At 63.6% G+C, this 25,055-nt stretch carries 25 protein-coding genes and 1 tRNA gene; 6 read left to right on the top strand and 20 right to left on the bottom strand.

Annotation, left to right across the window (positions count from 1 at the left end):
* Positions 1-13: 13 nt before the first annotated feature.
* Positions 14-175 carry a hypothetical protein gene (locus OKW39_RS08830; RefSeq protein ID WP_187627320.1) on the bottom strand — a complete coding sequence of 54 codons (162 nt, stop codon included), beginning with the start codon at positions 173-175 and terminating at the stop codon, positions 14-16.
* Positions 176-215: 40 nt separating this feature from the next.
* On the opposite strand from OKW39_RS08830, the gene purM reads away from it, so the two are divergent.
* Positions 216-1,283 (top strand): phosphoribosylformylglycinamidine cyclo-ligase, encoded by a 1,068-nt coding sequence (gene purM / locus OKW39_RS08825; RefSeq protein WP_429562449.1) that lies wholly within the window; start codon positions 216-218, stop codon positions 1,281-1,283.
* Between the two features lie 127 nt (positions 1,284-1,410).
* Here purM and miaA read toward each other — a convergent pair whose 3' ends face one another.
* A complete protein-coding gene (gene miaA, locus OKW39_RS08820) occupies positions 1,411-2,352 on the bottom strand; it encodes a tRNA (adenosine(37)-N6)-dimethylallyltransferase MiaA (RefSeq protein ID WP_090803133.1) in 942 nt (313 codons plus the stop codon).
* Positions 2,353-2,399: 47 nt separating this feature from the next.
* Complete coding sequence (mutL, locus tag OKW39_RS08815; protein WP_429562448.1) at positions 2,400-4,505, bottom strand: DNA mismatch repair endonuclease MutL; 2,106 nt, start codon at positions 4,503-4,505, stop codon at positions 2,400-2,402.
* A 194-nt stretch (positions 4,506-4,699) separates the two neighbouring features.
* Between mutL and OKW39_RS08810 the strand changes: the two genes are divergently transcribed.
* Complete coding sequence (locus OKW39_RS08810) at positions 4,700-5,371, top strand: VTT domain-containing protein (protein WP_176078921.1); 672 nt, start codon at positions 4,700-4,702, stop codon at positions 5,369-5,371.
* 118 nt (positions 5,372-5,489) lie between these two features.
* Here OKW39_RS08810 and OKW39_RS08805 read toward each other — a convergent pair whose 3' ends face one another.
* From OKW39_RS08805 to OKW39_RS08795, 3 genes are all read right to left on the bottom strand, one after another.
* The gene (locus OKW39_RS08805) at positions 5,490-6,314 is read right to left on the bottom strand and encodes a mechanosensitive ion channel family protein (RefSeq protein WP_090803136.1); all 825 of its coding nucleotides are present in this window, start codon (positions 6,312-6,314) and stop codon (positions 5,490-5,492) included.
* Positions 6,315-6,507: 193 nt separating this feature from the next.
* Entirely contained in the window at positions 6,508-6,882 is a 375-nt protein-coding gene (locus OKW39_RS08800) for a hypothetical protein (protein WP_429362332.1), read from the bottom strand.
* 235 nt (positions 6,883-7,117) lie between these two features.
* Positions 7,118-7,777, bottom strand: coding sequence for a hypothetical protein (locus tag OKW39_RS08795; RefSeq protein ID WP_429362330.1), 660 nt, complete (start codon positions 7,775-7,777; stop codon positions 7,118-7,120).
* 732 nt (positions 7,778-8,509) lie between these two features.
* On the opposite strand from OKW39_RS08795, the gene OKW39_RS08790 reads away from it, so the two are divergent.
* Complete coding sequence (locus OKW39_RS08790) at positions 8,510-8,833, top strand: hypothetical protein (RefSeq protein WP_184055405.1); 324 nt, start codon at positions 8,510-8,512, stop codon at positions 8,831-8,833.
* Positions 8,834-8,893: 60 nt separating this feature from the next.
* On the opposite strand, the gene OKW39_RS08785 is transcribed toward OKW39_RS08790, so the two are convergent.
* From OKW39_RS08785 to OKW39_RS08765, 5 genes are all read right to left on the bottom strand, one after another.
* The gene (locus OKW39_RS08785; RefSeq protein WP_167368621.1) at positions 8,894-9,958 is read right to left on the bottom strand and encodes a YncE family protein; all 1,065 of its coding nucleotides are present in this window, start codon (positions 9,956-9,958) and stop codon (positions 8,894-8,896) included.
* Positions 9,959-10,058: 100 nt separating this feature from the next.
* Positions 10,059-10,787, bottom strand: coding sequence for a TonB family protein (locus OKW39_RS08780; protein ID WP_429562447.1), 729 nt, complete (start codon positions 10,785-10,787; stop codon positions 10,059-10,061).
* 1 nt (position 10,788) lies between these two features.
* On the bottom strand, positions 10,789-11,187 hold the full coding sequence (locus OKW39_RS08775; RefSeq protein WP_090803146.1) for an ExbD/TolR family protein: 399 nt from the start codon (positions 11,185-11,187) through the stop codon (positions 10,789-10,791).
* Positions 11,188-11,189: 2 nt separating this feature from the next.
* Positions 11,190-11,879: a MotA/TolQ/ExbB proton channel family protein gene (locus OKW39_RS08770; protein WP_429335783.1), complete on the bottom strand. Its 690-nt coding sequence runs from the start codon at positions 11,877-11,879 to the stop codon at positions 11,190-11,192.
* A gap of 14 nt (positions 11,880-11,893) precedes the next feature.
* Complete coding sequence (locus OKW39_RS08765; protein WP_429562446.1) at positions 11,894-14,065, bottom strand: TonB-dependent receptor; 2,172 nt, start codon at positions 14,063-14,065, stop codon at positions 11,894-11,896.
* 287 nt (positions 14,066-14,352) lie between these two features.
* Between OKW39_RS08765 and OKW39_RS08760 the strand changes: the two genes are divergently transcribed.
* The 3 genes from OKW39_RS08760 to OKW39_RS08750 all read left to right on the top strand — a co-directional run bounded on the left by OKW39_RS08760 (position 14,353) and on the right by OKW39_RS08750 (position 17,051).
* Positions 14,353-14,820 carry an acid phosphatase gene (locus OKW39_RS08760; RefSeq protein WP_187611100.1) on the top strand — a complete coding sequence of 156 codons (468 nt, stop codon included), beginning with the start codon at positions 14,353-14,355 and terminating at the stop codon, positions 14,818-14,820.
* Positions 14,821-14,968: 148 nt separating this feature from the next.
* Positions 14,969-15,691 (top strand): response regulator transcription factor, encoded by a 723-nt coding sequence (locus OKW39_RS08755; RefSeq protein WP_187611099.1) that lies wholly within the window; start codon positions 14,969-14,971, stop codon positions 15,689-15,691.
* Complete coding sequence (locus tag OKW39_RS08750; protein ID WP_187611098.1) at positions 15,669-17,051, top strand: sensor histidine kinase; 1,383 nt, start codon at positions 15,669-15,671, stop codon at positions 17,049-17,051. The genes OKW39_RS08755 and OKW39_RS08750 overlap by 23 nt, the downstream gene beginning before the upstream one ends.
* 100 nt (positions 17,052-17,151) lie before the next feature.
* Here the strand turns inward: OKW39_RS08750 and OKW39_RS08745 are convergent, their stop codons facing one another.
* From OKW39_RS08745 to ybgC, 9 genes are all read right to left on the bottom strand, one after another.
* Positions 17,152-18,894, bottom strand: coding sequence for a hypothetical protein (locus OKW39_RS08745; protein WP_429562445.1), 1,743 nt, complete (start codon positions 18,892-18,894; stop codon positions 17,152-17,154).
* 328 nt (positions 18,895-19,222) lie between these two features.
* Positions 19,223-19,298, bottom strand: a tRNA-Lys gene (locus OKW39_RS08740).
* 183 nt (positions 19,299-19,481) lie between these two features.
* Positions 19,482-20,231, bottom strand: coding sequence for a tol-pal system protein YbgF (gene ybgF / locus OKW39_RS08735; protein WP_429562444.1), 750 nt, complete (start codon positions 20,229-20,231; stop codon positions 19,482-19,484).
* A gap of 20 nt (positions 20,232-20,251) precedes the next feature.
* Positions 20,252-20,758, bottom strand: a complete 507-nt coding sequence (pal, locus tag OKW39_RS08730) for a peptidoglycan-associated lipoprotein Pal (RefSeq protein WP_018419502.1) — start codon at positions 20,756-20,758, stop codon at positions 20,252-20,254.
* 32 nt (positions 20,759-20,790) lie between these two features.
* A complete protein-coding gene (gene tolB / locus OKW39_RS08725) occupies positions 20,791-22,083 on the bottom strand; it encodes a Tol-Pal system beta propeller repeat protein TolB (RefSeq protein WP_429562443.1) in 1,293 nt (430 codons plus the stop codon).
* Between the two features lie 138 nt (positions 22,084-22,221).
* Positions 22,222-23,268: a cell envelope integrity protein TolA gene (tolA, locus tag OKW39_RS08720; protein WP_429562442.1), complete on the bottom strand. Its 1,047-nt coding sequence runs from the start codon at positions 23,266-23,268 to the stop codon at positions 22,222-22,224.
* Positions 23,265-23,711: a protein TolR gene (gene tolR / locus OKW39_RS08715; RefSeq protein ID WP_090803169.1), complete on the bottom strand. Its 447-nt coding sequence runs from the start codon at positions 23,709-23,711 to the stop codon at positions 23,265-23,267. Before tolR ends, tolA begins: the two co-directional genes overlap by 4 nt.
* A 10-nt stretch (positions 23,712-23,721) precedes the next feature.
* A complete protein-coding gene (gene tolQ / locus OKW39_RS08710; protein ID WP_090803171.1) occupies positions 23,722-24,399 on the bottom strand; it encodes a protein TolQ in 678 nt (225 codons plus the stop codon).
* 187 nt (positions 24,400-24,586) lie between these two features.
* Positions 24,587-25,051 carry a tol-pal system-associated acyl-CoA thioesterase gene (gene ybgC / locus OKW39_RS08705; RefSeq protein WP_429562441.1) on the bottom strand — a complete coding sequence of 155 codons (465 nt, stop codon included), beginning with the start codon at positions 25,049-25,051 and terminating at the stop codon, positions 24,587-24,589.
* Positions 25,052-25,055: the final 4 nt, after the last annotated feature.

Here is a 25,055-nt window from a genome sequence, read left to right as displayed (position 1 = left end):
GATTGCCAGGCGCTCAGTTGTCGTGAAGCGTGCTCGCCGGGTCGTGAGGCCGCGCGTCGCGAAGCACGGCTGGCGCAATTGCGCGGGTCGGCGGCGCCGGAATCGGGGTGTCGTGTTGCAATGTCGTTTCCAGGATATCGTCGGAACGCGTGAATTCCAGCCAGGCGACCAGCATCGGGTAAAATCGCATTTTACCGACCTTCGAGCTTTTCCCCATGAATCAACCGAAATCCGCCGAGCATTCAACCGATTCGGCCCAAGGTTTGTCGTATCGCGACGCCGGCGTGGACATCGATGCGGGTGACGCCCTCGTCGACGCCATCAAGCCCTTTGCCAAGAAGACCCTGCGCGACGGCGTGCTGGGCGGCATCGGTGGATTCGGCGCGTTGTTCGAAGTGCCGAAGAAGTACAAGGAACCGGTGCTCGTGTCCGGCACCGACGGCGTCGGCACCAAGCTGCGTCTCGCGTTCCAGCTGAACAAGCACGACACGGTCGGCCAGGATCTGGTCGCGATGAGCGTCAACGACATCCTCGTGCAGGGCGCCGAGCCGCTGTTCTTCCTCGACTATTTCGCCTGCGGCAAGCTCGACGTCGGCACGGCGGCGACTGTCGTGAAGGGCATTGCGCACGGCTGCGAGCTGTCGGGCTGCGCCTTGATCGGCGGCGAAACCGCGGAAATGCCGGGCATGTACCCGGACGGCGAATACGACCTGGCTGGTTTCGCGGTCGGCGCGGTGGAAAAGAGCAAGATCATCGACGGCAGCAAGATCGCGTCGGGCGACGTGGTGCTCGGGCTCGCGTCGAGCGGCATCCATTCGAACGGCTTTTCGCTGGTGCGCAAGATCATCGAGCGTGCCAGTCCCGATCTGAACGCGGACTTCGACGGCCGCACGCTCGCCGACGCGCTGATGGCGCCGACGCGCATCTACGTGAAGCCGCTGCTCGCGCTGATGCAGCAGATCGAGGTCAAGGGTATGGCGCACATCACGGGCGGCGGCCTGGTCGAGAACATTCCGCGCGTGCTGCGCGAAGGCCTGACGGCCGAGCTCGACCATCGCGCGTGGCCGCTGCCGCCGCTGTTCTCGTGGCTGCAGAAGCACGGCGGCGTCGCCGATGCGGAAATGCACCGCGTGTTCAACTGCGGTATCGGTATGGCGGTGATCGTGTCGGCCGCGGATGCCGAAGCGGCGATCGGTCTGCTGTCCGCGGCGGGCGAGCAGGTCTGGAAGATCGGCACGGTCCGTGAAAGCGCAGCGGGTGAAGCGCAGACGGTCGTGGTCTAAAGATTGACGAGGGCTCGCGTGGCGTGCCGCAATGGTGCGCCGCGCGGGCTTCGAATCCTTTGCTTCACATTTCCCGCTTCAAATTCCCGCTTTACGTCCCTCCGATTCCACCACGCTGATCGGCGCCTCAAACCAGCGTTTCGATCAACTCCACCACCCGCGCCGTCGCGTGCGGATCGCAGCAATCCACCACCTGTCTTTCCGGCATGCTGCGCAGCCACGTGAGTTGCCGCTTGCAGAGTTGCCGCGTCGCGAAGACGCTCTTGTCGCGCATGGTCCGATAGTCGACCGCGCCATCGAGGTATTCCCACACCTGCCGATACCCGACGCAGCGCATCGACGGCATCTCGGGCAGCAGGTCGCCGCGCGCGCGCAGCTTCACCACTTCATCGACGAAACCGTGCGCGAGCATCGAATCGAAGCGCTGCTCGATGCGCGCGTGCAGCTCGCCACGCTCGGACGGCTCCAGCGCGACCGGCACGAAGCGTGCCGATGCGGCGTCGTCGGTGCGCGCGGGCGCGGCGAGCAGCGTCGACATCGGCTGGCCGGTCAGCATGAACACTTCCAGCGCGCGCTGGATGCGCTGCGAATCGTTCGGCGCGAGACGCGCGGCCGTGACCGGATCGAGCGCGGCGAGCCGCGCGTGAAGCGCTGGCCAGCCGTCGCGGGCGGCGTCGGCGTCGAGCCTCGCGCGTACTTCGGCATCGGCGGCGGGCAGGTCGTTGAGGCCCTGCGTGAGCGCCTTGTAGTAAAGCATCGTGCCGCCGACCAGCAGCGGCAGCCGCCCGCGCGCATGGATTTCTCCGACGAGCCGCAGCGTATCGGCGCGAAACTGCGCGGCCGAGTACGAGTCGGCCGGATCGACGATATCGATCAGATGATGCGGCGCGACCGCGCGTTCTTCCGCGGTCGGCTTCGCGGTGCCGATGTCCATCTCGCGATAGACGAGCGCCGAGTCGACGCTGATGATTTCGACCGGCCGCCGCGCGGCGAGCGCGAGCGCGGCGGCGGTCTTGCCGGACGCGGTCGGACCGAGCAGGCACGGGATGGGGGTAGGGTGTGACGTCATGGGCAAGCGGGCGCGCGGCGCAACGGTGTGATCGAAACGCAGCGCCGTTACTGCCCGCGCATGAACAGCCGATCGAGATCGGCCAGCGTCAGCTGATACCAGGTTGGACGCCCGTGGTTGCACTGATCGGCGCGCTCGGTCGCTTCCATCTGGCGCAACAGCGCGTTCATTTCGTCGAGCGTCAGACGCCGGTTCGCGCGCACCGCGTGATGGCACGCGAGCGTGCCGAGCAGTTCGTGCTGACGCTCGGTCAGCACGCGCGAGCCGCCGAATGCATGCAGGTCGGACAGCACCGCTCGCGCCAGCGCTTGCAGGTCGGCGTCTTTCAGAAGCGCGGGGACCGCGCGGATCGCGAGCGTGGTCGGCGACAGCACCGCGAGGTCGAAGCCGAGCGCATCGAGCGTATCGCGCTCTTCCTCGACCGTGCCGATTTCGACCGGATCGGCCTGCATCGTCTGCGGGATCAGCAGCGGCTGCACGGCGATCGCGCGGTCGGCGAGCGCGCTCTTGAACTGCTCGTACAGGATGCGCTCGTGTGCCGCATGCATGTCGACGATTACGAGCCCTTGGCGGTTCTGCGCGAGCACGTAGATGCCGTGGATCTGGCCGAGCGCGAAGCCGAGCGGCTGGTCGTCGGTGGCGTCGAATGCGGGGGAAGCCGGGCGCGGCGCGAACGGCGCTGCGTCGTATGGCGACGTCGTGTCGGTTGCGGAGTCGCGCGCTTCGAACAGCGACGCGCCTTCGACCCGGCCGGCAAGCGGATCCTTGCGGCCGAACAGCGCGTCGTAACCGGCGAGCGGTTGCGCGACCGGCAGCGTGCCTTGCGTCATGCGTGCCTGGCGCATCCACGTGTTGCCAGGCTGCGAGGCGCCCGGGGCGCCGAAGCTGCTGAAGCCGCTGCCGCCGCCAAGGACGCCGCGGTTTCCCGCGCCGAAGCCCGCGCCGCTCGAAAGACCGGCGCCCGCGCCAATGCCGTCGGCTACGCCGCTTGTGACACCCGGCGGCGTCGAACCAGATGAAGCCGGTCCGCCGGCCGACGGTTCCAGGTGCGCCGCATGCCCGCCCGCCGTCGTTTCAGGCGACGCGCCCGCGTGCCGAGCGAGCGCGCGCTGCACCGCATGGAACACGAACTGGTGGATCGAGCGCGAATCGCGGAAACGCACCTCGATTTTCGACGGATGTACGTTCACGTCGACGCCTTCGGGCGGCAAATCGAGGAACAGCACGTACGACGGATAACGCTCACCGTGCAGCACGTCTTCATACGCGGCGCGCACCGCGTGCGTGAGCAGCTTGTCACGCACGAAGCGGCCGTTGACGAAGAAATACTGTTGATCGGCGCGACCGCGGCTCGCGGTCGGCAGACCGGCGCAGCCGCAGATCGCAAGCGGACCGGCGGATTCGCCGAGCGGCAGATGGGCGGTCGCGAACGTCTCGCCGAGAATCTTCGCAACCCGCGCGGGCGGCTCGCTCGCGTTCCAGTGCTCGACGGCCTTGCCGTTGTGCAGCACCGAGATCGCGACGTCCGGCCGCGCGAGCGCGGCGCGGCGGATCTGTTCAAGACAGTGGCCGAGTTCGGTCTGTTCGCTTTTCAGGAATTTGCGGCGTGCCGGGGTGTTGAAGTACAGCTCGCGGACTTCGATCGTCGTGCCCTGGGTGCCGGCGGCGGGACTCAGCACGCCGGTTTCCGCGTCGATGCGCACCGCGTGCGGCACATCTGCGGTGCGGCTCGTGATGCTCATCTGCGCGACCGACGCGATCGACGCCAGCGCTTCGCCGCGGAACCCGAGCGTCGCGACCGCTTCGAGCTCGGCAAGCGAGCGGATCTTGCTGGTCGCATGGCGCGTCAGGGCGAGCACGAGTTCGTTCTCGGGGATGCCGCAGCCGTCGTCGGTGATCGAGATGCGTTTGACGCCGCCTTCGTCGAGCAGGATGCGCAGCGTCTGCGCGCCCGCGTCGAGCGCATTCTCGAGCAGCTCCTTGACTACCGACGCCGGCCGCTCGACCACTTCGCCTGCGGCGATCTGGCTGATCAATTGATCGGGGAGCGGCTGGATGGCGCGCAACGGACGCGGCACGGGCGCCGCGCGGGAGGCGTCGGAAGGTGCGGCCGTGGCCGCGGTGCCCGCAGGCGTTTCGGAGAATTCGGACATGGCGAAATTATAGCGACTCGGCGCACGCCGCCCGCGCAGACGCCCAACCGGCAGATTTTCATTCGACCCGAGGCACTTTCGGTATCATGTCGCGGTCAATTCGCAGCGGTCGGCCCGCCGCTCGCTGCGCCTGTTGCAGGGTCGCGCGGCGGCCGTTTTCCCTCTACGCATACACTGGTTTAAAAGGACGTTCCTTGGATACGCTGCTACATTTCGCCAATCTTGTCCTGCACATCGACAAGTTTCTCGGAGACTTCATTCAGGTGTACGGCGCCTGGGTCTACGCGGTACTGTTCGCGATCGTGTTCGCTGAAACGGGGCTCGTGGTGCTGCCGTTTCTGCCGGGCGATTCGCTGCTGTTCATCGGCGGCGCGTTCTGCGCAACCGGGCAGATGCATCTCGGACTGCTGATCCTGTTGCTGCTGGTGGCGGCGGTCTCGGGCAATACGACCAACTATCTGATCGGCCGCGCGATCGGACCGCGCGTGTTCAATACGCACATTCCGGTGCTCGAGCGCTTTCTCGATCGCGCCGCGCTGCAGAAGACTCACAACTTCTATGAGAAACACGGCGGCAAGACGATCGTGCTCGCGCGTTTCATCCCTGTCGTGCGGACGTTTGCGCCATTCGTCGCGGGCGCGTCGTCGATGACGTGGAGCCGCTTCCAGATGTTCAACGTCGTCGGCGCGCTGTTGTGGGTGCTGCTGCTGACACTGCTCGGCTATTTCTTCGGCAACATCCCGTTCATCCGTCAGTATCTGAACGTGATCGTGCTGGTCGGTATCGGCGCGGCGATCGTACCGATCGTGCTCGGCGCGCTGTGGAAGATGCTGCGCAAGAATGGCGCGAACGCGAGTACGCGTTGATGACGAGTTGTTTGCGGTATTTCGGGCCTTGAAAACACGAAAGGCGTCGCGAATCTCGCGACGCCTTTTTTCATGCCGCCATGCCGACGCCCCGTGTCGGGTGCGCGCGGAGGTTCGATCAGATCAAATCGCGCGTGATCGCGCGCGGTGCGAGTGGCGTTTCCGGCGTCGGATAGCCGGCTTCCTTGAAGGTCTGAACGATCGCGCGATTGGTGTCGAAGTAGACCTGCCAGTAGTTCTGGTTGGACGAGTAAGGGCGCACGCACAGCAGCGGTCCTTCTGGCGTGAAGCTCAAGACCTCGATATCGGGCGCGGGGTTTTCGGCCACATTCGGAATCTTCGCGACGGCGGCTTTCAAACGCGCGATCGCATCGGTCGGATCGACGCCATTGGCGATCTTCGCGGTCAGCTCGACGCGCCGGAACGGCAGCACGCTGTAGTTCGAGATCGTGTCGGAGAAGATCTTGTTGTTGCCGATGATGGTCGTCACGTTGTCCGGCGTCACGATCGTGGTGCCGAACAGGCCCAACTCCGTGACGGTGCCGGTGACGCCCGCGGCCATGACGAAATCGCCGACCTTGAACGGCCGCAGCACCTGCATGAACACGCCGGCCGCGAAATGCGCGAGCAGGCCGCCCCACGCAGTACCGATCGCGAGGCCGAGGCCGGCGAGCAACGCGGCGAACGACGTCGTCTGCACACCGAAGATTTCCAGGATCGCGAGGACGAGCAGCAGGTTCAGCAACCCGGCGAGAATCGACGCGAGGTAGTGGGCGAGTGTCGGGTCGACCCGGCCGTTGCGTGCGAGCAGCTTGCGCGACAGGTTGGAGATCAGCCCGATGATCCAGCGGCCGACGAGCCACAGCACGATTGCGCCGATGACCTTGGTGCCGATGTCGATGCCACGGGTCATGACGAATGCACGTACGGTTTCGATATCCAAGATGTTTCCTCGTTATAGGTTGCCATCAACGGATTGAACGACGGTGGTGCCATGACCCACAACGCGCGGTCTTCGGGAGTTATAGCCGACGGCGCCCGCATGCGCAAGGACCGTTCCTGCCCTGCTCGCGGCGGCAATACAGAGATGAAACATGGCGGGGCGTACATGAAAAGCCGGTCGGGGCGTGCCGGGCTCACATGCGCAGCCGCGATTCGGAGTACGGTGACGTCTGGATGACAACCGCGTTGTCCGGGTCGCTTTTCACGGCGCGCCGGCGCCTCGACATCCGATGCCACGAGAACGCGATCACGATCGCGAGCGCATACGCGCCAGCACGCTGAAGAAACGACGTCGGCAGGGCGAATTGTCCATAGCGGTTCTGCGCGTCGGCGAACACGACAAACGTCAACAAGCCGTCGAGCACGCATGCGGTCAGCGCGATCACGATGAAAATCGCAGGGCCGCTCAGCGCGGCACCCGACCCAAACCGGTTATACAGTCGACAGGCCATCGATACGATGGCGAACAAGGCGAGGTTCGACAGCAGATCGAACAGAAAGGTGGTCATTATCGGTTCAATGAAAAAGCAATGGGCCGTGGGGTTGCCGGAACGTATGCTGGCGCAAGGTTCAGACATGCTCCGCTGATTCGGCGGCGATCATTGCATATCTTTTCATCTCGATAAATAACCAGAAAAAGCGAAGGTCGTATCGCGCTTTCTTTCGTTTGTTTTTTTATGCAATCGGAATGTGAAAAGTCCTTCGCAAATTTATAGTACTGCGACGGTTTCCGTGCGCTGCGCCTCAGAAGCGATAAGAAATGCCGATCTGCAACGTCGGATACCATCGATAAGGCGAGACCTTATCGCGCAGTTGCTGCAATCCGGTGTCGATGATCTGCTGACTCATCTCCGCTCCCGCGGCCTGCGACAGTGCCGGCGACAGTGTGTACGAGGTCTTCGGAATGCCGTAGGCGACACCGAGATCCACCACGAGCCCCCAGCCTTTGGCTCCCGGGTGCAGGCCATAGCCGATGCCAAGGTAGGGCATCGCGGTCGGGTATCGGGCGGTCGCCGTCGCGTACTCGCCAGGAAAGGCCGGCGAGGCTTTGCCCTCGAATACGTACATGCCGTTGGTCGGAACCGAGTTGCCGCTGACTTCGTTGTCGGTCAGACGCAGGCCTGCTGTCGCGCGAAAGCCGGTGCCGGCCCACGGAAAGAAATCGCCGTAGAGACCGCCCTGACGCAGCCGTATGCCGTCTTCGTAGCGATTGCCGCCAACCTCGAAGTTGTGCGACAAATTGATCGCGTTGAAGTCCGCGTGCACGCCGAACCACGACGTGACGCTCCACGCCGCGCCAACCCCGATGCCCAGCGTGCCGCCTTGCAGATAGACCTCCTGCGCATGCGACGTTTCGATCAGACACGGCAAAGCCACTACCCAGATTACCTTTCCAGCTTTCATGGGTACCCCCGGAGCGGCGGGGCAACCCGATCGTTGCGGGACGCGCTCGCCGTTTTGTCGTCTCTTCTTTATTGCTCTGTTTGTCGCGAACGCTCGAAGGCGTCGTGAAGCGATCATGCGAGCAGAGGGCGTAGACGGTCTGTGAGGTGGCGAACCATACGGTCAATGAATGGGGTTGGAGTGCGCGACGATGTCGCCGCGTCGCCATTCAGTTCGAGCGACGGCAGATGTCAATCGCGGGGCCTTGGCGAGGAGCGCCGCCTCGCTTTGGGTGGGGCCGGTCGGTAAGGAAGCTTAGGGAACTGCGCATCGCCGATGACGCTTGCCCACGCCTTCATCCAGCAGGTGGCGAGTGTCTTTTCAGCTTCCGACTCAGCGCGCATAAGGCGGCTCGTGGCAAGACGCAAACGAGCCAACGCATATTCCTTGCGTGTGGATTCCCGACGCAAAAGCGAATGATTCTTCTGCATGGCCGGCCACCGAAAAATCAGCGAGAAGCGTGGCAAATTAAATCGGGCCGCATTGCATCGTACCCGACGAACGACCGCGCGGCGCAAGCGACGGACTGCTGTCGAGTAAGGATTCGCTGGGGCGTCGCGTCGCAACACCTGCCACTGTGGTGAAAACGTCAAATCAACCTTGTTTAATTTTGACAAGTCGCGCCGTGCGTTTATCCGTGCGACGATGAAATCGTCAATGGTCCTGACATGAAGATCCAGTTACGGGGGCTCTATGAGTAGCATTCCGCTTATCTGGGCAGCGGTGCCGCATAACAGCGACGGTGTTGTCTTTCAGATCCGGCTTGGCCGCGGACTTCAGCGTTTTCATGTGTCGCGGCGCGTGCTCGAGGATGTGTTCGAGCTCCAACGAAAAGCGTCCGACGCGCGCCAACTCGAATTCTTCTATGTGCACGAGCAGCGCATCCTCGCGCGCGCCAGCGCAAAGCGTGCGACGGCCTGCTCGGCCACCGTTTCACTACGGGCCGCCGATTTCGGCGTGTCGAACGACAGCGAGCGCTGGGCGATGCCGAGCGGCGTCGCGCACGGCCTCATCTAGGCGAACCGATGTTTGACGCGCCGCCGCGATCAACGGGCGGCCGTGCGTCGATGCCGCGCGTCAGCGTGCCTTGAGCTGCGCCTCGAGCACTTCGAACGTACCGGGGATGACCGTCGCGCGCGGATGAGAATTGGCAGCCGTGGCCGGGTCGGCCGCGCCGAACTTCGACGATACCAGATAGATCCGGTGCTGCTGTTCATCGAGCGCCATCGTTTTCGCGCCTTCCAGCGTTGGCATGTTCTGCGCGACCGTGTAATGGTCCGCATCGTCTTCATGCACGATCGTCAGCGTGCCGTCCGCGCCGTTCGAACTGAACGCGAGCTTCAAGGCCGGATCGAAAGCCGCCGCGTCGGGGTGACCCCCTATCAGCACCTCGGCCACGCGACGGCCCGACGTCGCATCGACGATCATCATGCGGTGATTGGCGCAAACCGAAAACAGGCGCTCGCTCGCCGGATCGATCGCGAGTCCGGTCGGCGACTCGCACCGTGCGAGTGGCCAATGCGCCAGCACCGTCGCGGACCGACCGTCCATCTCGACGATCCCGGCGCGATCTTCCACATTGACGAACACGTGCCCGTGGCTGTCCGCCGCGAGCGCCTCCGGCTTGCCGCCCACGCTCATCGTGGCGACCACCTTGCGCGTCGCGACGTCGATTGCGCTGACGCTGCCGTCGTGGCCATTGCTCACGAAGATGCGCCGCAAGGCCGGCACGTAGAGGATGCCGTCCGGGTCGGGGCCCGCGGCCTTGATGCTGTCGACGACCTTGAGTGTGTCGAGATCGACGACGCTCACCGTATTGGCGCGGCCGTTGGTGACGAAGCCGAGCTTGAGGTCCTCCACGAACGCGAAGCCGTGCACGCCGTCGGTGTTGGCGATCTCGCCGACCGGTTTGCCGGTGCGCGTATCGATCACCTGCACGTGCGTGTCGCGGCTGATGAAGAGGTGCTGGCGAACAGCGTCGTACGCCACGTAATCCCAACGCTCTCCGCCTTCGAGGCCATAGCGTTTCGCGATTTCGAATTGATCGGCGTTGGGGCCCGTCGCCGCATGGACGTTCGACGGCGCGAGCAGGGAAGCGACGCCGCCGGCGATCAAGGCGGACAGGATATTTTTCAGTTTCACGTTGAGTAGATTCTTACTGGTACTGCGGATGGATTGGGAAGAGGGACGCCATTCCGGTGGGCGGATGACGTCCCTCGTGCGGTTGGGCGTTAGCGGATCATCATTCGTGGTCGTCGAGTTTGAAGTCGACCCACAATTGCTCCGAGAGCGTTTTGCCCACGAATGCGGACTCGGGTTTCGGATAAGCGGCGTCGCGCACGGCTGCGAGCGCTGCGCGGTCCAGCAGTCCGATACCGCTCGACACCACGACGCTGAGGTCGGACACGACGCCGTCGCGATACCGGAACGCGACGCGTGTGCGGCCCGTCATGCCAGCCATGCGGGCCGACTCGGGATAGCGCAGCGCGGCCTGAATCGCCGCGCGCAGCGCACCCTCGAAGCTTGGCGTAGGCGCGGCTGCAACCGGCACCGCAGCGGGTGCGGGCGGTTGCCGCGCGGGCTCGGCTGGCGGTTGCGGCGCGGGCGCGGATGGCGGCTCGGTCGGTGTCGCCGCGGGCTGCACCGGCACCGGAGTCGGCACGCGCTTCGGCACCGCGGCCGTCACGGGCTTCGCGGGCGTGTGCGCAGCATGGCGCACGGGTACGACCGGCCGCGCGGGAGGCGGCACGGGCTTCGCAGGCGGCTGCGGCGGTTGCGGCGCGGGAGCCGGTGCCGCCAGCGTCAGCAGCGTTGGCGGCGCTTCATACGATACGGAAGACACCCGGGTCGTATGCGTGAGCAGCGCAATCGTCGCGCCGAGCACCAGCGCTTCTGCGACGAGCGCGATGGCGGCGGCCGGCAATAGGCGCGTTCGTTGCTGCACGATCCCGCAGGCGGGTACGGTTGCCATATCAGTTCGCCACAGGCTGCGCGGCGAGCGCGATTTGCGATACGCCCGCGGCGCGGCACGCGTCCATCACCGAGACGAGGTGCTGGATCTGCGCCTGCTTCGAGCCGGCAATCGTCACGACCGTATGCGCGACGTCCGTGCGGGCGGCGAGCAGGGTGGTCAATTGCGCAAGGCTCAGCGTGCGGCCGTCGACCGACAGACTGCCGTCGGTCGCGAGCGTTACCGTGACCTGCGGCGGCGGCAGCGCTTGCGCCGTGGCGCTCGACGGCAGCTGCGAGCGCAGCCCCGCGTTCGGGATCATGTGCAGCGTGATCATGATGAAGAACACCAGTAGAAAGAACATGATGTCGATCATCGGGATGATCTCGATGCGCGCCTTTCGCGCCTCGAAATACTTCATCGTCAGACTCCCTGCGAGGCGAATTTGCCGACCACCGGGCGCGGCACTTCATGCACCGGCTTGACCGACTCATGCGCTCTGGCCGCAAGCCGGTTCACGAGCACCGCCTTCACGGTTTCGAGCTGATGGACGACGCCTCTTACGCGGTTGTGCAGGCCGTTGAAGAACACGAGGCCGATCATCGCGACGAACAGACCCGACGCCGTCGCGATGAGTGCCTCGGCCACGCCGCCCGTAACCTGGGTCGGTGCGTTGCCCGGATTCGACAGCACCTGGAACGCGTTGAACATACCGACGATCGTGCCGAACAGACCGAGCAACGGCGCGAGCGTGACGATCGTGTCGAGCACCCACAGGAAGCGGTCGATGTTCGGTGCTTCGCGCATGATCGCTTCGTCGAGACACGCATCGAGCTCATCGCGCGACGTCTGACCGGCAAGCCGGCCGGCGACCTTCAGCAGGCTCGCCATCGGCAGCGCCTGAAACTGTTCGGCGCATGCCGTCAGCGAGGCGGCGTTCAGTTGTTCGAGGCGGTCGACCTGGTCGAGCACCGCGCGGCTGCCGCTCGATGCGCGCTGCAGGAACCACGAGCGCTCGATGATGATCGTCAGGGCAACGAACAGCATGGCGGCAATCACATACAACACGCCACCGGAATTGTTCGCGAGGTGCAGCAGGTTATCGACAGTCATGAAAGAAGCTCCGTTCAGAAATCGGTGGACAGCGTCGCGACGAACGCGCGGCCCGGGATGGTCCAGTAAAGCGGTGTGTTGTCCGCGGCGGTGTAGCCGGCCAGCGCATTGATGCTGGTGCGGTTGAAAAGGTTGTCGATCTGGAAGCCGAGGCGCGTGTCATGCGTCCACGGTGCGAGTCGGGCAAACGTGTACGAGCTGGCGAAGTTGGTGATCGCATAGCCGCCGATCGGCTGGGTGTTGCCGGTATCGCCATACTGATGGCCGACGAACTTCATCAGCAACGAACCGTTGAGCGGCCCGCGTTCGTAGAGCACGCCGGCGGCGGCCGTCGATTGCGGCGCGTTGGGCATCCACGTATTGGTGCTCTTCTGTTTGGCCGAATTGAAGGTCAGATTGCCGTACAGGCTGAAGCCGTCGCCGACCGACAAGGTCGCTTCGGTTTCGACGCCCTTGTAGGTCGCACCACCCGCATTCGAGAAGATCACGTTGTTGCCGACCGTGCGGCTCGTCACCGCGTTGCGGAAGTTGATGTAGTACAGATCGGCGGCGACGGTCAGACCCCCCGTTTTGTACGTCGTGCCGATCTGGTAGTTGTCGGTCTGTTCCGGATCGGGTTGTCCCGAAACGGTCGGATCGTTGACATAGAACACATTCAGGTTCGGTGCGAGAAAGCCCTGCGCGTACTGCGCATACGCGCTCCATTGCGGGGTGATCTGCTGGTGCAGCGTCAACGACGGCAGTACCTTGTCCCACGTGTGGCTGAAATCGAGCGGCTCACCGGTCTTCTGGTTCATCGGCGTATCGATGCTGCGGTTGAACGACACGTACTTGAGTCCCGGCGTAATCGTCAAACCGTTCTGCAGTTGCCAGGCGTATTGCAGATACGGCTGAAACGTCAGCATCGTGTCGTTCATCGTGAAGTTCTGCGAGATGAACGCGAAGTTCAGCGACGAATCGACATTGAAGTTGTCGCGGAAGTTGGACTGGTGCGCGATCCACATGCCGGTCTGCAGCTTGCCGGGACCGAGCTGCCGCTCGAGCGCGAGGACGTCGCCAAACGCGCGGTAGTTGTTGTTCATTTCCTGGCCCGGCACGTTGTTCGGGCCGAAGATCGTGCCGTTTGGCGTTTCACCGTTCGGGTCGAGTCCGTTGAAGCCGTTGTGGTAGTAACCGTACGTATAGAGCTTGTTGTCGATCACCCACTCGGCGACCTTCGTTTTCACGCCGATGTATTCGAAGTCCGTGTTGATCCTGTCGAAGTTGTAGCCGGCATAGGCCTGACTCGTCGGGTCGGCGCCAAGACCGAAGTTGGGACCGAACTGCTGGATCTGCGCGGCCGTCGCGCCGAGCGGCACGTTCTGGTGGATGTTGTTGTAAGTCGCGAACAGCGTGAGCAGCGTGTTGTCGCCGATCGGCTTGTCGAGCTTGAAGTAGACGTTCTGACGGCGCTGGTCCGCGTTGGTCAGATAACCGTCGCTGCTGCTCTGCGCATAGCCGACCATTGCGCGCGCATCGCCCCATTGCTGCAGATAGCCGGTATTGAACTCGGCGCCGGCCTGCCATGTGTCGAAGCTGCCGTACGAGCCGAGCACCGAGAATGCCGGCGATGCCGACGGAACCCTCGACTGCAGGCTGATCGTTCCGCCGAAGGTGGCGAAGCCGATCTGCGAAGCGTCGCCGGGACCGCGGTCGACGACGATATTGCCGAGCACCCGGTTCGAGAAAAACGACGTCGAATGATGGGTGAAGTCGTTGGTATCGCCAAACGGGATGCCGTCGAATGTCACGTTGTACTGACCGTCCTGAAAGCCGCGAATGGACAGGCTCTGCGATTCCATCAGGCCGGAGCCGTTCGGAGCAACATTCGACACGCTCGGCGCGATCTGCACGATCTCGCTGTAGTTCGCGGTCGGAGCGGTACTGTTTTCGATGTAGTGCCGGCTGACCACCGACTGCGGTTGGGTTGCGGTGAGCGAGCCTTGCGAAGGCGCCTGTGCCGGTGCCGACTGCACGTTGGTGCTGGTGGCCGTGCCGCTGTTCGATGATGAGACGGCCGTGCTTTGCACGGAGCCGAGATCGCCCGAGGTCTGGGCATGCGAGATCTGCGCGCCGGCCGCGCACAGTGTGGCAAGAACGAATTGCGTCAGCGGCTTCTTTCTAAGGGGAAAACTAACCCGTTGCATGGTGCAGCATCCTTTCGCGAGTGGGGCGATGAACTGGGAGTCGAACGAGGCGGGATGCTATCAACCGTCCGTTAATGCGAAGTGATCGGTATCTTACGAATCTAAAGTTGCTATTACGGATGCCCCACAACAGCGCGATCCGCACTGACGCTACGCGACGCGCTCAGGTTTGTAAGTTTGTGGACACCGCGCATTCATACGGCGAGTTACGCCGCACCGTCCGCGGAGGCGAGCTATCTCGACGCCCGTCAAATTCCGCTTGGCGTGCTGCTCGCGCCACCAAGTCCGTGTTCCGTTTCGCGGATGTGCTCGGACCGGACTTCAACGAAGCTGGTCTGCCGAAAACCGCTGCGCTGTTCGAAGCCGTCGATCACGATGCCGAGCGGGTCGCAAAAGGCGGCAAGCATTTCTTTAGCCGCGCGCGGCCCTTCATCGCGAGCCGCGACGTGCAACCGATCGTGCCGAAGCGGCCCGGCGACGACTACCACTCGTACCCGAGCGGTCATGCGACCTTCGGCTATCTGTGCGCGATCCTGCTCGCACAAATGGTCCCCGGGAAGCGCGATGCGCTATTCGCGCGTGGGCGCGAATTCGGCATGAACCGCGTCGTCGACGTCGTCCACTATCCGAGCGATGTCGAAGCGGGTCGCATCGACGGAACGCTCGTCGCGGCGGCGCTGATGGCCAATCCGGATTTTCAGCGCGACTTTGCCGATGCGAAGGCGCAAGTGCGCGCGGCACTGAAGCTCGGCTAGTTGCACGTGTGAACGGTTTTCGGCTCCGCGCGGGACGCGTCATGAAGCAGCAACATGGCCATGTCATACTCCGCGCCCGCATAGGCGGCCCCCGCTATTGACGTCGCCGTTCATGCGGCGACGCACGACCACAGGAAACGACGTCCTCTTGGAAAGCAGAGCAGCGATCAACTACCCCGCGGGGCGCCGACCCCGCATTCTCATCGTCGAAGATGACGAGCGTGTGAGGCTCGAAGTCTCCACCGCGCTCGAGGACTACGACTTCGCGGTGGAAAGCGTGCCGAGCGGCCATGCCGGCCTGCTGCGCGCGCTCAACGGCGATTTCGACGCCGTCGTGCTCGACCGGATGCTGCCCGACGTGGATGGCTTGTCGATTCTGTCCACGTTGCGCAACGTCGGCAAAGAGACGCCGGTGCTGATATTGAGCGCGCTGTCAGCGGTCGACGAACGCGTGCGCGGCCTGCGCACCGGCGGCGACGATTACCTGACCAAACCGTTCGACAGTCTGGAATTGACCGCGCGCCTCAATGCGCTGCTGCGCCGCCGCTCTTCCTCGGAGCAGCCGCTCATGCTGAGCGTCGGCGATCTCGTGCTCGATATTGGCACGCGCCAGGTCAGCCGGGCGGGCGAGTCGATCGAGTTGAAGCCCCGCGAGTACCAGTTGCTCAGATACCTGATGCTGCATACGGAGCAGCCTGTGACGCGCGCGATGCTGTTCGAGTCGGTCTGGAATTACCGCTTCAATGCGCAGACCAACGTGATCGACATGCATATCGGTCACCTGCGCCGCAAGATCAGTCTGAACGGACGGTTTTCGCTGATGATCCACACGGTTCGAAATGTCGGCTATGTCCTCCGTGCCGGCGAATAGGCGCTGGCTGCGCCTGCCGGCGAACAACGTCACATGGCTGCTGATGGTGTTCATCAGTTGCGCGGTCGTGCTGTTCGCGATGCTCTACTGGATGATGCACACGTATCTGCTGCACGAGGTCGATGAACGGCTGCGCGGAGAAGTGGCCGAGTTCAGCTCGATCGGCCGCGCCGAGGCGATCGCCAATATCGCGGCGCTGAGCCGGCGCGACATCGCGAGCAGCCGGCCCTATGGCGTGTTCGACGAAGAAGGCCGCTGGCTCGCCGGCAATATCCACGCGTTGCCGGCCGAGCGCGAGCGCCGGCCGTTCTACTACACGCAAGCAATGGACGACGGGCCGCCGTCGCTGGCCAGTCATTTTCGCGGCATCATCGTGCCGACGCGTAGCGGTCTGCGGGTGGTCGTCGGTCACTCGATCGACGAGATCATTCATTTCGACCATACGCTCGTGAAGATCCTGTGCCTCGGGCTCATGCTGACGATTCTGCTTGCCGTCGGCTGCGGCGCCGCGCTTCACGCGATGTCGAACCGGCGTATCCGCTCGATGAGTCTGACGGCGCGCGAGATCATGGCGGGCCAGTTGAGTCGGCGTCTGTCGAATCGCGGCACGCATCACGATCTCGACCGTCTGGCGGAAATCGTCAACCTGATGCTCGATGAAATCGAGCGGCTGGTGGCCGAAGTGCGCGGCGTGTGCGCGGGCATCGCGCACGATCTGCGCACGCCGATGACGCATCTGCGCGCGGGCCTCGAACGCGCGCGGCGCCGCTCGCATACCGTCGACGACTACACGAGCGCCGTCGACACCGCGATCGCGCAATCGGACGTCGTGCTGCACCGTTTCACCGCGCTATTGAGGATCGCGGAGGTCGAAGCGGATGTCAGACGCGCGAGCTTCTGCGACGTGTCGCTGGACACCATCCTGCGCGACGTCGCGGAGTTGTACGAGCCGGTCGCGGAGAACCGTCGTTTGTCGGTCGCGGTGCTGGCGTCCGAACCAGTTTTCGCGCGCGGCGACGTGGATCTGCTGTTCGGCGCTATCGAGAATCTGCTCGATAACGCGCTGAAGTTCACGCCCGGTGGCGGCGCGGTGACGCTGCAAGCAACGCTTGAAGCGGGAAGGCCCGTCGTGCAGGTTGCGGATACTGGACCCGGTATCGAGGCAGGTGAGCGCGATGCTGTCCTGCGTCCGTTCTATCGCAGCAGAAACGGGCAGGAGGCGGCGACTTCGGGGCATGGCGTCGGCTTGAGTCTCGTGGCCGCGATCGCGCGGGTGCACGAGGCCGTCGTGGAGATTCACGACAACACGCCAGGCTGCAGGATCGTGTTGCGGTTCAATGCGGGACTGCCGGCGCGTTGAGGCGAGACGGCGATTGCTCGCGACGGATTTTACGTTGGAGCGTGCAAGAAAAAACGACCTGCCGGATGGCAGGTCGTTTCTTTTGAATCCACTAACCCGCTCAGGACTTCGGCACGAGTGCGACGCCGCGCAGCGCCTGGCCATACGGCGCGGTCTGCATCACGGTGAAGCCCTGCGCCGAGCTCACCGTCGAACCGTTGATGCCCACGGTGATCTTGACGAGCTGGTTCGAGTCGGCGCCCGCATCGAACGCGGTGCCGAGGCTGTTGCCGATCGTCGAGGTCACGGCGTAGATCGTGAACGAACCGTCGCTGTTGACCTGGCCCGTGATGTTGCGCAAGCCGTCAGGCGTCGTCGTATAGCTCGCGCCCTTCGTACCGTACGCGCCGGTCGTGTCCGTCACCGTGTAGGCCGTGCCGAGGTTCAGGCCGGTCGTCAGGTTGGCGAGCGGCTTCCACGTGCCGTTCTGGTTCTGATAGACCCACAGGCCGCCGCTGCCGCTCACCTGGTCGCCCGGCGTGCCGTCGCCTTCGTCGGCGACGAACATGATCGACGGATTCGACGCGGGGATCCACATGCCGAACGGATAGACCGTGCCGGTCACCTGGCTAGGCGACGTGAGCGCCGTCAGGTTGGTCGCGAGGGTCGTCGGGAAACCAGGCACGATCGTCATCGCGGCGTTTTGCGGCAACTTGCCGCCGTTGGCGAGCGCAGCGGTCGCGCCGACCTGGTACACGGTGTTCACGCCGTTGCCGCCGCTGCCCTTGGAGACATACATCGTGCCGTCCGGGCCGACGAACAGGCCGCGCAGGTTGGCGTCCTTGCCGGTTTTGTCGGCGGCCGTTGCGGGCGTGGTCGGCAGGCTCGCGATCGAGAATCCGAACTGGTCGCCCGTCGAGCTACCGCCCGTGATCGAACCCATCGACGCCAGCGAGCACGCCGTTCCAGCCGGTGCAACCGCGTACGTGCCGGTGCCCGTGCCGGACTGGAATGCGCCGATTACTTGCGTGAACGCGCATTGGCTGCCCGGAGCGATGCTTTGGACGCCGGTGTTCATCGTCAGCATGTCGAGCTGGGCCGTCGTCGGCTTCGGATTCTTGCCCGAATTGCCGGCATTGCCGACGATGTAGTACATGCCGTTGGCGAGCACGGCCGCGCGGCTGTTGTTGCCGGCGTACGCGTTGGTGTTCGTGAACGACAGGCTGTTATCGGCGAAATTCAGCTGCGCGACGGTACGGTAGGTAGGCGTTGCGACGTCGGTATTCGTCGTGTCGACCACGCCTGGCGTATTCGTGTTTGAGATATCGAGCTGGTCGATCGACGCGTTGTAGCCGGTGAAGGTCAGCGATTTCTGATCCAGCGACACGTTCAGCGCGAGCTCCGACTTCGAGGCGAAGCTGGTGGCGAAATTCACGTTGCTTTTCGCGGCCTGCGCGGTGATGTCCAGCGTTTGCGACGGGCTCGTCGCGTTCGGTGCCCACTGATCCAGATACGCTTCCGACGTCACGCCGAAGTTGGCGTCGTTCGAATCGTTGGTGAACACGTTCGGAAAGCCGCCGGGCGTGACGGCCGTCACGGGCGATGCATTGGTGGTCGTGGGCGTCGCGTTATAAGGCAGCGTGCCGCTCACGACGTACGCCGGATCATAGGCCGTGCGCGAGATCAGCAGGTTGCCAGCCGTGTAGTTGCTGGCGGAAGTCGAGGGCGTCGTCGTCGTGGCCGGGGTGCTGCTCGTGGTGCCTTGCGGCGCGCTCGTGCTCGACGGGTTTTGGGTGCTGCCGCCGCAGCCGTAGATGGCGGAGATCAGAACCGCGATCGGAAGCGCCTTCAGGGTGGTTTGCATTCTGTGTGTTTGAGTAGGGTGGGTGAAATTTTTTGAAAGTTGCAGCCGGTATTGCAAGTCGCGAGGCTACAAACCACCCGTGGCACAAACATGAATCGAAAATTACTAAAAAGATAAGAATGCGCTGGCGCGTTGGCGCGATGTCGTTGCGGGATGCCTGGTGTTCTTTGGCGGCGTTGGAGGGCGGAGGGCAGTGCCTGAACGGAAGGCTACGCTGAGGCGGGCGGGAAGAAGCGGCTCGTTTGCCGCGCGCGTACCTGTTTGCACACGCGGGCAAAGGAAAAAGAAAAGGGCCGACATGCTTTCGCATGTCAGCCCTCGAATCTTTTGGTAGGCCGTACGGGATTCGAACCTGTGACCAACGGATTAAAAGTCCGCTGCTCTACCAGCTGAGCTAACGACCCAAAAGAGAAGCGAAATTATATCGGCGCACCAATGCCCTGTCAACTCAGCAAGACCGTCGCCCAAAATGAAAAGCCCGGGCATTACTACCCGGGCTTTCCAGCGAGAGGCGCGCGTGGCTATCACTTCGGACACTGCGCGTTACTGCCAATTACATCAAAACGTGATCAATCCGACATCACGATCTACTTGATCTGCGACAGCTTGTTCTGGGCCGACTGCGCGACGTCCGAGCCGGCGTATTGCGCGACGATCTGCTCGAGCGTCTTTTTCGCCGCGGCCTTCTGGCCTTGTTCAAGCTGATTGTTCGCGATCGCGAGCAGCGCTTCCGGTGCACGCGGATGCTGCGGATAGTTCTTCACGACACCTTGCCAGACCGTCGTCGAACCCTTGTAGTCGCGCAGTGCATACAGCGCGTTGCCGAGCCAGTATTGCGCGGTCGGCTGATAGGGGCTGTTCGGATATTTGGAGATGAAGCTGCGGAACGATGCCGCCGCGTTCTTGAAGTCGCCGCTGCGGAATTGCTGTGAAGCCGCGTTGAACGCATCGGTCTCACCCGGCTGCACCTCGCCCTGGACGCCGTCCACCGTCTGTTGCTGCGGCTCGAATTTCTTCAGGCGCGTGTCGAGATCGGTGTAGTAGTCCTTCTGCTGCTTTTGCAGCGTCGTGAGCTGGTTCGCCATGTCCTCGTTCTGTCCGCGCAGCGTCGCGACCTGCTGGTTGAGCTGGTCGAGACGGTTGGACTGATCGAGGATCGTGCGTTGCGCCGCCGATAGCTGGCTCGACAGACTATCGGTCTTCGAGCGCAGATCGAGAATGGCCTGGCGGGCCTGATCGTCGTCGAAAATGCCCGCATGGGCGGGCACGGCCGTGAGGGCCGTGCCTGCAACGCAGGCCGCTGCGGCAAACCGCAGCCAGGAGAAACGATGCGTCATTCGGCTCACCACCCGTTGACTTACTGTTGATACGCGAGGTCGGCGCGGCGGTTCTGTGCCCACGACGCTTCGTCATGACCCGTTGCCAGCGGCTTTTCCTTGCCGAGGCTCACGGCCTCCATTTGCGAATCCGACACGCCCATCAGCGACAGCGAACGACGCACGGCTTCAGCACGCTTCTGGCCGAGTGCGAGGTTGTATTCGCTGGTGCCGCGCTCGTCGGTGTTGCCCTGGATCAGCACGTGACGCTGCGGGTGGCTCTTCAGATATTGCGCGTGTTGTTGCAGCAGCGGTTGATAGTCATCCTTCACCGAGTAGCTGTCGAAGTCGAAGTAGATGCTGCGCTTCGCGAGCGGGCTGTTCGGATCGTTCAGCGGGTCGACGTTGACCGTCGCGACGTCGTTCGGGTTCGGTTGGGCCGAGCCTGCGCCCTTGTTGGCGTTTTCGTCGAGCTTGACGCCCGAGTGACATGCGGCCAGTGCACCGACCATCACGACGGCGAATGCGAAACGAAGTTTGGACATCATTTGATTACTCTCCTTGTGTTATTGCATCAACGTTATTGCATAAACGGGCCCCAGGACGGCTCGCGTACGCTGCCCCCCTGAACGGACAGGACCTGCCGAGTGCGACCGTCGGTCGATACTGCGGCCAACACGCCACGGCCGTTCACCTGAGTGGCGTAAAGAATGTACTGACCGTTCGCCGCGAAGCTCGGCGATTCGTCATGTGTCGTGTCCGTCAGGCCCGTGGCGGATCCGCTTTGCAGGTCCTGGATGTACAGCTTGAATGCACCGCCGACGCGCGAGATGTAGGCAAGCTCCTTGCCGTCAGGACTCACACGCGGACTGGTGTTGTAGCTGCCTGTAAACGTGACGCGTTGCGCGCCGCCCGCGCTTTCACCTTGCGCCGGCATCTTGTAGATCTGCGGTGAGCCGCCGCGGTCGCTCGTGAAATAGACCCACTGACCGTCAGGAGAGTAGGTCGGCTCGGTGTCGATCGAGCTGCCTTGCGTCAGACGACGCAGACCGCTGCCGTCCGCGTTGACCGCGAAAATCTGCGTATTGCCGGTACGCGACAGCGCGACGGCGAGCGTGCGGCCATCCGGCGACCACGCCGGCGCACTGTTGTTGCCCTTCTGGTCCGATACGACGATGCGCCGGCCCGTGGGCAGGTCGTGGATATAGACGATCGGCTTCTTCTTCTCGAACGACACGTAAGCGACCTTGGTGCCGTCGGGCGACCAGGCCGGCGAGATGATCGGCTCGGGGCTCGACAGCGCGATGTGCGCGTCCTGACCGTCCGAATCCGAGATCTGCAGCTGGTAGCGGTTGCCCGACTTGACCACATACGACAGGCGCGTGGCGAACACGCCGCGATTGCCCATCAGCTTGGCGTAAATGTAGTCCGCGACCTTGTGCGCGCTCATGCGCAGACCGCTTTCCGGGCTCACCAGCACGAGGCCGCCGAGGCTTTCGCCCTTGACCGTGTCGTACAGCTTGAAGCGCACTTCGTACTGGCCGTTCGGCAGGCGGTTCACGCTGCCCGCGACGAACGCGTTGGCGCCCTTCGCCTTCCATGCGCCGAGGTCGACGGAATCGGTCTCGGACACCGGCGTCGAGCCTGCGTCGATATTCGTGAATTTGCCGCTGCGTTGCAGATCCTGACGCACGATCGTGCTGACCTGCTGCGGGGAGTTCGCTTCATTGGCGAAATTCGCCGTTGCGATCGGAAACTGAGTGGATCCGACGCCCGTCACGAGGACGTTGAGTTGTGCGTTGGCGGCGCCGCCGACGGCGATCAGGCACGTTGCCACGAGTGTTCGCAGGCCTAGCTTGGTCATCAAACTCATGCTGTATGGGTTCCTCAAAACGGTTTTACTTAATACTCGAAGACAGCAGACAGACCGGAAAACGGCTATTTCGTTCCCGCGCAACGCCGCGCCGGGTGGGGCGCGGCATTGGCCGCCGGTCGGCTGTCAGCCTGCACATCAAGCCGCCGGACGCAGCGTGATAGTGAAGTAGTCCGGCGTCTTGCCATTGACGTCCCGAGGCATCGGATCGGAGGCTTTCACCGCCCTCAACGCGGCGGCGTCCCACGCGGCGTTGCCGCTGCTGTGGGTAATGTTTGCGCTCAGCTGATTGCCGTCCGGCGAACAACGCACGGCGACCACGGTCTCGAGACCTTCCGTCTCGCCGCCCCAGTTCACATGCTGAAGCACCAGCCGTCGTACCTTGTCCGCGTAACCCGGCGATGCCGCCGTGCCGCCCGAGCCGCTACCCGTTCCGCTCTTGCCCAGTCCGTTGCTGCTCGAACTGCTGCCGCCCACGCCGCCGGCCAGACCCTGCATCTGCGCAAGCCGCGCGCGACGTTCGTTGTCGAGCTGCTTTTTCGCCTGCGCGGCCGCATCGGCTTGCGCCTTGGCCTTCGCCGCTTTCTCCGCCTCAGCCTTCTTCTGCGCTTCTGCCTGAGCCTGCTTTTGCTGCTGCTCCTGCTGTTCTTTCAGTTGCTGTTGCTTCTGCTGCTCGGCGAGCTGCTGTTGCTTGAGCTTCTCGGCCTGCTGCTGTTGCTGTTGTTGCGCCTGCTGCTGCTGCTGCTGCTTGAGCTTCGCGGCCTTCTGCGCCGCGAGCTGGGCCGCCTGTTCGGCCGCCAGCTGTTGCTGACGCTTCGCTTCCGCTTCCTGCTGCTCTTTCAGCTTCAGCTGGCGCTGCTGTTCGGCCAGTTGGGCCGCGCGAGCCGCTTCCTGCTGCTGACGCTTCTTTTCCTGCAGCGCGATGTCGGCCTGTTCGTCGCGCACGGGCGGAGCAGGGGCGACCGGCGTGGGGGGCGGCGTGACGACGGGACGCGGAATCGCCGAATCCGGCACCTCTGTCCACAGTTCCGCCTGCTCGCCCTCGGGCGTGCTGTTCTGCCATTGGATGCCGCGATACAGGAAGAATCCGAGCAGCGCATGCATCACCAGCGCGAACAGAAAAGCTCGCCCGGTGCCGCGTTCACGCGGCGGCTGAAGCGGGTATTCGGAGTTCTTGCGGATCATTGCGATTTGACGAGCAATCCGACGCGCTTGACGCCCCGAGCCTTCAGCTCGGACATCACGTTCATCACGACTTCGTATTTCACGGTTTTGTCGGCAGCGATCACGACGGGCTGATCGGGGTGCGATTGTGCCCGATCGGCGATGAAACCGTTGAGGCCAGCCTTCGTCATGTCTTCCTGCTGCTGCGCGCCGGAGTCGTCCTTGTACTTGACGCTCATATTGCCGTCCGCGCGGATGTTGACGATGACGGGCGGCGTCTGCTGTTGGGGCGCCGCGCCGCCGACGGTCGGCAGATTGACGATCGACGGCGCGACGAGCGGCGCCGTGACCATGAAGATCACTAGCAGCACGAGCATCACGTCGATGTACGGCACGACGTTGATGTCGGCCATTGCGCGACGCGAGCGCGAGCCGCGCATGCTGGAGGAACGGGAGCCTGCCATCATGGCCTCCTCAGTGTGCCTGGCGCTGCAGGATGTTCGAGAACTCTTCGATGAAGGTTTCGAAACGGATCGCCAGACGGTCGATGTCGTGCGCGTAGCGGTTGTAGGCGACCACGGCCGGAATTGCGGCGAACAGGCCGATCGCGGTGGCGGTCAGGGCCTCGGCGATGCCCGGCGCGACGTTCGCGAGCGTGGCCTGCTGCACGTTGGCGAGGCCGCGGAACGCATTCATGATCCCCCACACCGTGCCGAACAGACCGATATACGGGCTGACCGAACCGACCGACGCGAGGAACGCCAGATTCGCTTCGAGCACGTCCATTTCGCGTTGGAACGCCGCGCGCATCGCGCGCCGGGCGCCGTCGAGAATCGCGCCCGAATCGTTCAGGCGCTTCTCTTTGCCCTTCAGAAATTCCCGCATGCCGGACTCGAAAATCCGCTCGAGCGCGCCGATCCTGTGACGGTTGTTCGCGGCGCTCTGATACAGCGCCTGCAGGTCGCCGCCCGACCAGAAATCACGCTCGAAGCGTTCAGTTTGCGCGCGCGCCCGGCGAATCGCAAACCACTTGCGGAAGATGAAAGTCCAGGAGAGTAGCGACAGCAACAGCAGCAGAGCCATGACGGCCTGGGCCAGCAGGCTCGCGTTGAGTACGAGTGAAACGATCGACAGATCTTGTGTAGTGTTCATAAAGGTTCGTTTTAACGTCCCGGGAAGGGGGCGTCCGGCTGCAAGGCCGCTTCAAGCTTGCCGTGGGCAAAACGGAAGCTTCGGCGGTATCGAAGCCGAACCATGCTTTGTGTTACCTGACCGGTATGAGTTCACTGGCCCCGTAACAACGAGGCTCAGGGATCGTCCGTTGACATGCCGCCGTCGTTCAGTCAGCGCTTTCGCTAGTGCCCGGCCCGTGCCGCAGCGCGGCGAGAACCGACGGCGGGATCGCGGCTGGCCGCAGCGTCGCGCGGTCCACACAGCCAATCCGGACCGAACCGGTAGCAAGCAGCGTGCCTTCGCGCCATGCTTCCTGCACGAAGTCTACCGAAGCTCGGCCAAGACGCTCGATCCGGCTGATAATTTTCACGATGTCGTCGAGTCGGGCCGGAGCCCGGTAATCGACCGCGGTACTGCGCACGATGAAAATCGTGTCGTTTTCGTCCGCAAGCCGGTGCTGGTCGACGCCGCACGCGCGCAGCCATTCGGTGCGAGCGCGTTCGAAAAACTTCAGGTAATTGGCGTAAAACACGATGCCGCCGGCGTCGGTATCTTCGTAGTACACGCGGATGGGCCACGTATAGCCGCTTTCCGTGCCTGGCTGGCTGGTCGACATATTCATGCGGCGCATTCTA

This window comes from Paraburkholderia sp. MM6662-R1, from assembly GCF_050436245.1.
In the GTDB taxonomy this organism is placed as follows: Bacteria; Pseudomonadota; Gammaproteobacteria; order Burkholderiales; family Burkholderiaceae; genus Paraburkholderia; species Paraburkholderia tuberum.
This window is presented reverse-complemented; position numbering and strand designations above follow the sequence as displayed.